This is a genomic window from Cupriavidus sp. FW216-B1, from assembly GCF_058789195.1.
In genome coordinates this window covers 227878-237936 of the sequence record NZ_JBYTEL010000001.1, presented here as the reverse complement: position 1 = coordinate 237936, position 10059 = coordinate 227878, and the positions used below count along the sequence as shown (strand labels likewise).

At 68.6% G+C, this 10059-nt stretch carries 8 protein-coding genes; 7 read left to right on the top strand and 1 reads right to left on the bottom strand.

Annotated elements, in window-relative coordinates:
• The first annotated feature begins 251 nt into the window (after window positions 1-251).
• The 6 genes from AC3WXD_RS00940 (at window position 252) to AC3WXD_RS00915 (ending at window position 6967) form a co-directional block, all read left to right on the top strand.
• Window positions 252-1514 (top strand): MFS transporter, encoded by a 1263-nt coding sequence (locus AC3WXD_RS00940; RefSeq protein WP_020201524.1) that lies wholly within the window; start codon window positions 252-254, stop codon window positions 1512-1514.
• Window positions 1515-1563: 49 nt separating this feature from the next.
• Window positions 1564-2775, top strand: a complete 1212-nt coding sequence (locus tag AC3WXD_RS00935; RefSeq protein ID WP_059413974.1) for an alpha-hydroxy acid oxidase — start codon at window positions 1564-1566, stop codon at window positions 2773-2775.
• A 78-nt stretch (window positions 2776-2853) separates the two neighbouring features.
• Window positions 2854-3678, top strand: a complete 825-nt coding sequence (locus tag AC3WXD_RS00930) for a phytanoyl-CoA dioxygenase family protein (RefSeq protein ID WP_020201526.1) — start codon at window positions 2854-2856, stop codon at window positions 3676-3678.
• A 47-nt stretch (window positions 3679-3725) separates the two neighbouring features.
• Window positions 3726-4823, top strand: coding sequence for a Zn-dependent alcohol dehydrogenase (locus AC3WXD_RS00925; RefSeq protein WP_231586588.1), 1098 nt, complete (start codon window positions 3726-3728; stop codon window positions 4821-4823).
• Entirely contained in the window at window positions 4820-5845 is a 1026-nt protein-coding gene (locus AC3WXD_RS00920) for an alpha/beta fold hydrolase (protein ID WP_492322818.1), read from the top strand. The genes AC3WXD_RS00925 and AC3WXD_RS00920 overlap by 4 nt, the downstream gene beginning before the upstream one ends.
• Window positions 5846-5944: 99 nt before the next feature.
• A complete protein-coding gene (locus tag AC3WXD_RS00915; protein WP_082079922.1) occupies window positions 5945-6967 on the top strand; it encodes a GntR family transcriptional regulator in 1023 nt (340 codons plus the stop codon).
• A 52-nt stretch (window positions 6968-7019) separates the two neighbouring features.
• Here AC3WXD_RS00915 and AC3WXD_RS00910 read toward each other — a convergent pair whose 3' ends face one another.
• A complete protein-coding gene (locus AC3WXD_RS00910) occupies window positions 7020-8069 on the bottom strand; it encodes a porin (protein ID WP_492322817.1) in 1050 nt (349 codons plus the stop codon).
• A gap of 773 nt (window positions 8070-8842) precedes the next feature.
• Here AC3WXD_RS00910 and AC3WXD_RS00905 point away from each other — a divergent pair.
• Window positions 8843-10048: a C45 family autoproteolytic acyltransferase/hydrolase gene (locus AC3WXD_RS00905; protein WP_492322816.1), complete on the top strand. Its 1206-nt coding sequence runs from the start codon at window positions 8843-8845 to the stop codon at window positions 10046-10048.
• The last annotated feature ends 11 nt before the right edge of the window (window positions 10049-10059 follow it).

Here is a 10059-nt window from a genome sequence, read left to right as displayed (position 1 = left end):
CCCCCCCCCCCCCCCCCCCCCCCCCCCCCCCCCCGCTGCTCCGTCACGTCCGCGCAAACCGCGCAAACCACGGCGCATGGCATCCCCCGGCAGGCATCCGGACACGCACCAAGGGTAATCACTAGCCATCGCCACATTGACATCCCGCGACCCCGTCATTACTCTGAATGCACATTGGATGCAATGTACCAAATAACATCAAGACGCAGGCAGCGCATCTGCCGATAAAGCAGTCAACAAAGGAGACACTCATGGAGACACGCTCGCGCTGGACGCTCATATGGTTGCTGTTCGTGGGCGGGGCGATCAGCTATCTCGACCGCGCGGCGCTGTCGATCACGGCGCCGCTGGTCGCGCAGGAACTGCATCTGGACCCGGCGCAACTGGGCATCGTCTTCAGCAGCTTTTTCGTCGGCTACGCGCTGTTCTGCTTCGTCGGCGGATACGCGGCCGACCGCTTCGGCCCGAAGCGCGTGCTGACCGTGTCGATGCTGGTCTGGTCGCTGTTCTGCGGCCTCACCGCGACCACGGTCGGGCTGGCCAGCCTGCTGGCCGTGCGCGTGGTCTTCGGCATGGGCGAAGGACCGTTCTGCGCCAACATCAACAAGCTCGTCTCGAACTGGTTCCCGCGCGCGCAGCAAGCCAGCGCGATCGGCATCGCCAACTCGGGACAGTCGCTGGGCGCGGCGCTGGCCGGCCCGATCGTCGGCTTCCTCGCGGTCAGCGTCGGCTGGCGCGTGTCGTTCGTGATCATCGCCTCGGTCGGCCTGCTGTGGGTGATAAGCTGGCTGCTGATGGCCAAGGACAACCCCGAAGTCGCGCCCGACGAGCCCGCCACGGCCAGCGCGGAAGCGCCGCGCGAGACCACCCCGGGCACCGTCACGCCGCTGCGCGAGTACCTGCTGCAGCCCGCCATTCTCGCCACCGCGTTCGCGTTCTTCGGCTACGCCTACATCCTCTACTTCTTCCTGTCGTGGTTCCCCAGCTACCTGACGATGGCGCATCACCTGAGCATCCAGAAGATGGCGGTGGTCAGCGTGATTCCGTGGGCGGTGGGCGCCACCGGCCTGATCGCCGGCGGCGTGGTGTGCGACTACCTGTTCCGGCGCACCGGCCGCGCGATCTTCGCGCGCAAGGTCGTGCTGATCACCAGTCTCGGCGCCGGCGCGGCCTGCATCGCGGCCACGGGCACCGTCACGGAACTCACCAGCGCCGTGGCGCTGATGGCGACCGGGGTGTTCTTCATGTACGCCTCGTACAACACCTACTTCGCGATCGTGCTCGATACGGTCGAGAAGGACCGGGTTGGCGCCATCGGCGGCTTCATCCACTTCATCGCCAACCTCGCGGGCATCGTCGCGCCGGCGCTGACGGGCTTCCTGGTGCAGTGGTCGGGCAACTTCAAGAGCGCGTTCCTGCTCACGGGCCTCATTGCCGCGCTCGGCGCGATCCTGGTGGCGGTCTGCGTGCGCACGCCCAAGCGCCAGCCGCGGTTCGAGCCGGGCATCGCATGAGCGCCACCGGGCCCTCGCCTCTTCATTCCAACCTGCCAGCCGTACCGACATGACCCATTTCGCCACCATCGAGGAACTGCGCCAGCGCGCCAAACGCCGCGTGCCCAAGATGTTCTACGACTACGTCGACGCCGGCTCGTGGACTGAATCGACCTACCGCGCGAACGAGGACGACCTCGCGCGGCTCAAGTTCAGGCAGCGCGTGGCCGTCGACTTCAGCCGGCGCAACCTGGCCTCGACGATGGCCGGGCACGCCGTGTCGATGCCCCTCGCGCTGGCGCCGACCGGCATCGCGGGCATGCAGCACGCGGACGGCGAGATTCTCGCCGCGCGCGCGGCCGAGCGCTTCGGCGTGCCGTTCACGCTGTCGACGGTGAGCGTGTGCTCGATCGAGGACGTAGCCGCGCACACCACCAAGCCGTTCTGGTTCCAGCTCTACATGATGAAGGACCGCGTGTTCATCGCGGACCTGATCCGGCGCGCGCAGGTGGCGGGCTGCTCCGCGCTGGTGCTGACGCTCGACCTGCAGATCCAGGGGCGCCGGCACAAGGACCTGCGCAACGGCCTGTCGGCGCCGCCCCGGCTCACGCTGCGCAATCTCGCGCACCTCGCGCGCTATCCGGCGTGGTGCGCCGGCATGCTGCGCACGCCGCGCCGCACGTTCGGCAACATCGTCGGGCACGCGCCGGGCGTGACCGGCATCGCCTCGATGGCCGAGTGGGCGCAGAACCAGTTCGACCCGACGCTCACCTGGAAGGACATCGAGTGGGTGCGCAGCCAGTGGAACGGCAAGCTCATCCTCAAAGGCATCCTCGACCCCGAGGACGCCAGGATCGCGCTGGACTGCGGCGCCGACGCGCTGATCGTGTCGAACCACGGCGGGCGCCAGCTCGACGGTGCGCCGTCGACGATCTCGATGCTGCCGCGCATCGCCGAGGCCGTGCGCGGCGAGATCGAGCTGCACATGGACGGCGGCATCCGCTCGGGGCAGGACGTGCTCAAGGCGCTCGCCTGCGGCGCGCGCGGCGTGTACATCGGCCGCGCGTTCCTGTACGCGCTCGGCGCGCTGGGCGAGGCGGGCGTGACGCGCGCGCTCGAGATCATCCGCGAAGAGCTCGACATGACGATGGCGCTGTGCGGCATCACCGACGTGCGCGAAGCCGACGGCCGCATCCTGCTCGACGGCGGGTTCCGCATGCCGGCCCGCGGCGTGCCGCACGTCACGGTCACGGGCGCGCCGGCGCGCGCGCTGGCGGGCTGACAACCGGTTCATCACCACTGTTTCACTGTTTATCACCACGTCACACAACCCACATAACAATTCACTGGAGAAGATTGCATGTTGAAGTCACTGACTCCGCAACAGGTCGAGCACTTCCAGAAGTTCGGCTACGTCGCGCCGATTCGCGTGATGCCGGTCGAGAAGGCGCTGGAGCTGCGCAAGCGGCTCGAAGATTTTGAGCATTCGGACAGCCCGCTCGTGAAGAAGGCGCTCAACCTCAAGAGCCACCTGCTGTTCCCGTGGCTCAACGAACTGGTCGGCAGCGATGCCGTGGTCAACGCGATCGAGGACCTCTACGGCGAGAACCTGCTTGCCTGGGCCAGCAGCTTCTTCATCAAGAACGCGCACGACCCCGCCTTCGTGTCGTGGCACCAGGACTCCACCTACTGGGGCCTGTCCAAGCCCGACGTGGTGACCGCCTGGGTCGCGCTGTCGGAGAGCAACCGCGCCAACGGCGCGATGCAGGTCATCCCCGGCACGCACCTGCTGGACCAGATACCGCACCGCGACACGTTCTCGGCCAACAACCTGCTCACGCGCGGCCAGGAAATCGCCGTCGAGGTGGATGCGTCGCAGGCGGTGTCGATCGAGCTCGAACCGGGCGAAATGTCGCTGCACCACGTGCGCATCGTGCACGGCTCGCCGCCCAACGACTCGGCCAACCGGCGCATCGGCTACGCGATCCGCTACATCCCGACCTACGTGCGCCAGCTCGAAGGCGAGGACAGCGCCACCCTGGTGCGCGGCACCGACACCTTCAACACGTTCGAGCACGAGCCGAGGCCGACCGCGGAACTGGACCCGGCGTTCGTCGCGCTCCATCAGCAGATCGGCGAGCGCAACTGGAAGATCCTGTACAAGGGCGCGGCCCAGCAGCGCTGAGCGCGGCCGGGCGCAACCGGGCGCAACGATCAACGGAGGGAGACGGTTTGGGATTCAATGCAGCAGTCATGGTCGAAGCGGGCAGCCCGCTTCGGGTCGCATCGCTCGATCTGGCGGCGCTGGAAGACACCGACGTCGTCGTGCGCGTGCGCGCGACGAGCTTGTGCCATACCGACCTGGAAGCGGTGCGCGGCGACCTGCGCACGCCGCTGCCGTTCGTGCCCGGGCACGAGGCGGCGGGCGTGGTCGAATGGATTGGGCGCAGCGTGCGCAGCGTCGCGGTCGGCGACCACGTGGTGACGTCGTGGAACCCGCACTGCAACACCTGCTTCTACTGCCGGCGCCAGCAGCATGTCCTGTGCCAGCCCTACCGCGACCACGCGGCGCAGTCGTTCCATTTCGACGGGCGTCCGCGCCTGGCGTGGGACGGCCAGCCGGTGCATCAACTGATGTATTCGGGCAGCTTCGCCGAGCTGTGCGTGGTCAGCGAGGACTGCGCGATTCCGGTCTCGCGCGACATCCCGTTCGCGCGCGCCTGCCTGATCGGCTGCGGCGTGATGACCGGCTACGGCGCGGTGGCGCACGTCGCGCAGGTGGAGCCGGGCGCGACGGTGACGGTGATCGGCTGCGGCGCGGTCGGGCTGTCGGCCGTGCAGGGCGCGCGCATGGCCGGCGCGGCGCGCATCATCGCCATCGACCGGCAGCCGCAGCGGCTCGAGGTCGCGCGCAAGCTCGGGGCCACGCACGCGCTGGTTGCCGACGACACGCTCGGCGCGCTGCACCTGGAGCTGACCGAAGGCCGCGGCGCGGACCATGTGTTCGAGGCGGCGGGCAACCCGGCCGGGTTCCGCGCCAGCGTCGACCTCGTGCGCCCGGGCGGGCAGGTGGTGTGGCTCGGCAAGCTGCCGGCCGATGCCGAGATGGCGTTCCGCTGGGGCGCGCTGATGGGCGAGAAGCGCATCGTGCGCTCGAGCTACGGCGCGGCGCAGCCGGCGCGCGATTTTCCGGCGCTGGCGCAGGCGTATCTCGACGGCACGCTGAAGCTCGACGAATACGTGACCTCGACGATCACGCTCGGCGAGGTGAACGAGGGGCTCGACCGGCTCGCGGCGGGCAGCGACATCCGCGCCGTGATCGAGCTATGATCCCGCGCCATCCTCCCCTGCAGGACGGATGGATCGACGCGCCGCACCGCGGCGCGGCGCTCGGCCGCTTCCCGCTCGAATCGGGCGAAGCCATCGACGACCTGCGCCTGTCCTACGTCGTGCACGGCGACCTGGACGACAAGTCGAAACCGGTCGTGCTCGGCCTGTGCGCCATCGGCAGCACGCACCACCGGCTGGATTTCCTGATCGGCGCGGGCCGCGCGCTCGATCCCGCGCGCTATACGACCATCGTCGTCGACGCGCTCGGCAACGGCCTGTCCTCGTCGCCGTCGAACTCGGCCACGCAGCCGGGCGAGCGCTTTCCGCGCTTCACGATCCGCGACATGGTGCGCAGCCAGAAGCGGCTGCTCGAGCAGCTCGGCGTCGCGTCGCTGCACGCGGTGGCGGGCGCATCGATGGGTGGCATGCAGGCGCTGCAATGGGGCGTGTCGTATCCGGATGCGATGTCGCGCATCGTCGCGCTGGTGCCGATGGCGAAGACCGCGCCCTGGTCCCAGGCGCTCAACGAGACGGCCCGGCTCGCGCTGCGCGCGGGCGGCGCCGGATCATCGGCGGAGGTCGACTGGACCGCGTGGGTCGCGGTCACGCACATCCTGGCCATGCGCAGCCCCACGCGCTTTGCCGCCGATGTCGCCGATGCCACGCTGGACGGCATGCACGACTGGCTGGCGCGGCGCACGGCATGGTGGCGCCGGCAGCAGGCCGATCCCCTCGACTGGATCTACCAGTCGTGGGCCTACGACGCCCACGACGTCGGCACCACGCCGGGCTTCGGCGGCGACACCGCGCGGGCGCTCGCCGCGATCCGGGCGCGGACCCTGATCGCGGTGCCGCGGCTCGACCTCTACAACCCGGTCGAGGCAGGCATCTGGGCAGCGCAGCACATCGCGGACTGCCAACTCGTCCAGCTGCCCAGCCAGGACGGGCATCTGGCGGCGTCCGAAGCGGACCCGGAGACGGCGGGCCGGATCGACCGGGAAATCGGCATGTTCCTGGCCTGAGCGCATGGCGGTGGCAGCGGCGGCGGCGGTAGCGGCGGCGGCTGTACGCGGCGCAAGTGCGGTAGTATCGTTCAGCCATCGCGTCCACTCTTCCTGCCCATGAGCCAGTTGTCCACCAGCGCCAGTTTCCCGCCCGCCGCATCCAACGATGCGGAGGTTGGCGGATCGATCCAGCATCGCACCTATCAGTTGCTGCGCGAGATGATCGAAAGCGGGCGCATCGCTCCGGGAGAAAAGCTGCTCGAGGCGCAGGTGGCGAGGTCGTTCAGCATCGGCCGCTCGCCCGCGCGCATCGCGCTCGCCATGCTGTGCTCGGACCGTTTGCTCGTCGAGAACGAAGGGCGCGGCTACCGGGTCGCGGGCAAGGCCCGGGGAGAATGCGCGGGCCGCGTCGCCACGCTCGAGCAGGTCGACCTGACCGGCGAGCCGCAGTGGCAGCGCATGTATGCCGCCGTCGAGCGGGAGCTGTGCACGCGCGTGCTGTTCGGCACCGTGCGCATCACCGAGGAACGCCTCGCGGAACACTTCGACGTCAGCCGCACGGTCGCGCGCGACGTGATGGCGCGCATGCACAGCGTCGGCATGCTGTCGAAGGACAAGGGCGGACACTGGATCGCGGAGCGCGTGACGCAGGAGCGCATCGGCCACCTGTTCGAGATGCGCTGCCTGGTCGAGCCCGTGGCGCTGGTGCAGGCGGCCGCGCGCGTGCCGCGCGCCTGGCTCGAAGGCGTGCGGGACAAGCTGGCCGCCCAGATCGCCAGCGGGCAGCGCGAGGCCAAGGACATGGACGAGGCGGAGACGGACCTGCACATCCGCCTGCTGTCGTATTGCCCGAACAAGGAAATGACGGTCGCGCTCGCGCGCACGCACGTACTGTTCGTGCCGACCCGCTACCTGGCCGATCCGTACCTGCAGATTCCCGGGCAACTGATCAACGATGCCTTCACCGAACACCTGCAGATCATCGACGCCCTGCTCTCGGACGACCCGCAGCGCACCGCGAGCCTGCTGTACGAGCACATCAACGAGGCCAGGAAACGCTGGATGCTGCGCTTCGACATCGTCAGCAGGATGAAGCAGCCGCCGCTGCCGTCCTACCTGAGCAAGGTGAAGGACGAGTAGCCGCTCGCCGCGCGCAAGGCGCGGCGGGCCAGGCCCGCCTGCCTGGCGCCGCTCAGAACTTGTGCCGGATGCCCAGCAGCACGCCGGTCTGGCTCTTGCCCGGCACGGTCGAGCCGAAGCCGCCAGTGCCCAGGTTCGAGTCATCCTTGTTGCGCGTGTAGGCCACGTTCAGGTAGACGTCCGTGCGGCGCGAGAACGCATAGCCGCCCGACACGATGAACAGCCACGGATCGGCGCCGGAGGCGCGGAAGTCCTGGTAGTAGGCCGCGCCGGTCAGCGACCACGCCTGCGTGATGTCCCACTGCACGCCCGCCCAGTACAGGTTCGTCGTCTGGTTCAGGGGCGCCGTCATGGTGCGTCCGTAGCGGTAGCCCAGGTAGGTCTTGGTCGGCCCGATGGCGTAGGTGCCGACCAGCGCCGCCTTGCGCGTGCGGTCGCCCTCGCTCGCCACGGTGTCGCCGTCCTGCTCGTCATAGACGGCGGCCACGGCCAGCGGCCCGCTCTCGTAGGCGAGGCTGGCGCCGTATTCGCGGCCGACCGTGAAATGGCCGGGCACCTCGCCATTGGTGCCGGCGGTGCCGTCGGCGCCGAAGCTGTACAGCAGCTTGGCCGTCACCGGGCCGAACTTGCCCGTGTACTTGAGCGAATTGTCCGCGCGCGACTGGAAGACGTCGTCCTGCACGCCGATCGAATAGCGCGTGGAAATGCCCATCGGATCGTACTGGACGCCGATGTCGTACATCGGCGTGTTGTGGCGGCCCAGCGTCAGCGAGCCATAGGCGGTGCTCAGCCCCACCCATGCCTGGCGCCCGAACAGCCGCCCGCTCTGCCCGCTCTTGCCGTCGTCGACGTTGTAGCCGCTCTCCAGCGCAAAGATGGCCCGCATGCCGCCGCCCAGGTCTTCCGCGCCGCGCAGCCCCCAGCGCGAGCCGGACAGGTTGCCCGACTGCATCCGCACCACGCTGTCGCCGGCGCCCTTCTGATGATTGGCGAACTCCACGCCGACGTCGGCCACGCCATACAGCGTCACCGACGACTGCGCGAACGCGCCACTGCCGGGCAGCCCCGCAAGGGCCGCCACCACCAATGCTGTTTTCTTCATGCTTCAGGTTTCCCCTCGTTGTCAAAGTCGAGTGCCGGTCTGGCTCGTGCCGGCGTGTACCAACCCTGTCCAGGCACAAGCGCCACGGCCCCGGCGGAAGCCCGGAGTCATGTGTTTTTTGTGTGACAGGATGTCTTATCGGGTCACGAGGGAATGCAGGCACGAAAGGCCCGTCCTGTGCCATGAACAGCACAAAACCGTGCCCGCCCCCTCGCAATGTCGACAATTTCATCAATTGGCGCCTCCATTGTTTCAGCGGGCGACGCCAATATTAAGTGTCTATTGTGAATCCAAAACACCATAAACAATACATTTAGCGTGCGGGATGCTGCGAAACGCCAGATCGGAGGGGGCGAGGCGCGGCGGCGCGAAGGAAGCAGGCCGGGTCTGCAGTGGCGGGTCCGGACGAAGGTGTCCGGAGGTCGCCGGGCGGCCGCGGACCGGCACGGCGCCGGTGGCAGGATGGCGCTGCGGCGCGGCATAGCGGCAAGCGCGCACGCGCCTGGGGAAAATACCGATGGTCTCGCACCGGGAAAGGGAAATCGCGTCCGCCAGGTGGTTCGCCGAGCGCGCCGGTGGTGCCCGGCCGGCAGCCGGCATGCACCGCCGCGGGGAGCGGGCGTGCCGCCCAAGTATTCGTTGATTTTTTTATATCAACAAAATACACTTAATCGCAGCACAACCCGCAGCACACCGCGGTTACACCATAGCGACAGCGCCCGGACCCGACCACGTTGCCGCGACAATATCCGACTCCGAGAACGCTCCCTCCCATGTCCAGCCATCCCGACGACCATTCCGCCTTCCGTGACACCGTTCCCCACTGCCCGCTGATCGAGGTCAGCGGGCCGCCGCGCGAGCGCGGCCGGCAATACGGCGAACAAGCCGCCGCGCGCATCCGGCGCGGCATCGACCACTATGCGCGGCAGCTGGAGAGCAACAAGCTCGGCTGGCCCGAGCTGCGCAAGATCGTGGCGACCTTCGAGCCCACCATTGCCGCCTTCGACGCGACCTACATCGAGGAAATGAAGGGCATCGCCGAAGGCGCGCAGGTGGAGTACGCCGCCGTGGTCATGCTCAACGCGCGCACCGAGGTGCTCAAGCTGGCCGACCGCATGCGCAACCAGCAGCCGGTGCCGCTGGACCCGGACGGCTGCACCGGCGTGGTGGCGCTGCCCTGCGCCACCGCCAGCGGCCGCGTGATCCACGCGCAGAACTGGGACTGGAAGGCGGAATGCGCCGAATCGTCGGTGGTGCTCAAGGTGCACCGCGAAGACGGCCCCGACTACCTCACCTTCACCGAGGCCGGCGCGCTGGCGCGCTCGGGCATGAACGCGGCCGGCATCTCGATCACCGCCAACTACCTCGAATGCGAACGCGACTACCGCACGCTCGGCGTGCCGCTGGCGCTGATCCGCCGCAAGGTGCTGGAACAGCGGCGCCTGGCCTTCGCCATGCAGTCGGTGTACGTGAGCGCCAAGTCGGCGGCCAACAACATGATGGTGGCCCACGCCGGCGGCGTGGCCATCGATTTCGAATGCGCGCCCGACGAGACCTTCCAGGTGCTGCCCGAGCAGGGCGTGATCGTGCACGCCAACCACTGGCAAAGCCCGGTGGCGCTGTCCAAGCTGCGCGACCTCGGCATCCAGAAGATGCCGGACTCGCTCTACCGCGACGAGCGCGTGCGCCAACTGGTGCTGCCGCACGTCGGCAGTATCACAGTGGACACCATCAAGCGCGCGCTGTTCGACGATTTCGAAACCCCGTATTCGGTGTGCCGCCCGCCGCGCCCGAACACGAGCAACAACCTGTCGGCCACGGTGGCGATGATCGTGATGGAGCCGGAGCTGGGCGTGATGGAGGTGTCGATGCTGCCCGCGCTGCATCCCACCTTCGCCACCTTCACTCTGGACATGGAAATCCAGCAGCCGCGCACGGATGGCGCGGCCCCCGCCCACCGGCGGGCAGTCGCCGCCTGACGCGGCCGGAG

Coding starts and splice junctions, on each gene's coding strand:
- AC3WXD_RS00935 (WP_059413974.1), top strand. CDS start 1,564: ATGACCCATTTCGCCACCATCGAGGAACTGCGCCAGCGCGCCAAACGC.
- AC3WXD_RS00910 (WP_492322817.1), bottom strand. CDS start 8,069: ATGAAGAAAACAGCATTGGTGGTGGCGGCCCTTGCGGGGCTGCCCGGC.
- AC3WXD_RS00930 (WP_020201526.1), top strand. CDS start 2,854: ATGTTGAAGTCACTGACTCCGCAACAGGTCGAGCACTTCCAGAAGTTC.
- AC3WXD_RS00905 (WP_492322816.1), top strand. CDS start 8,843: ATGTCCAGCCATCCCGACGACCATTCCGCCTTCCGTGACACCGTTCCC.
- AC3WXD_RS00915 (WP_082079922.1), top strand. CDS start 5,945: ATGAGCCAGTTGTCCACCAGCGCCAGTTTCCCGCCCGCCGCATCCAAC.
- AC3WXD_RS00940 (WP_020201524.1), top strand. CDS start 252: ATGGAGACACGCTCGCGCTGGACGCTCATATGGTTGCTGTTCGTGGGC.
- AC3WXD_RS00920 (WP_492322818.1), top strand. CDS start 4,820: ATGATCCCGCGCCATCCTCCCCTGCAGGACGGATGGATCGACGCGCCG.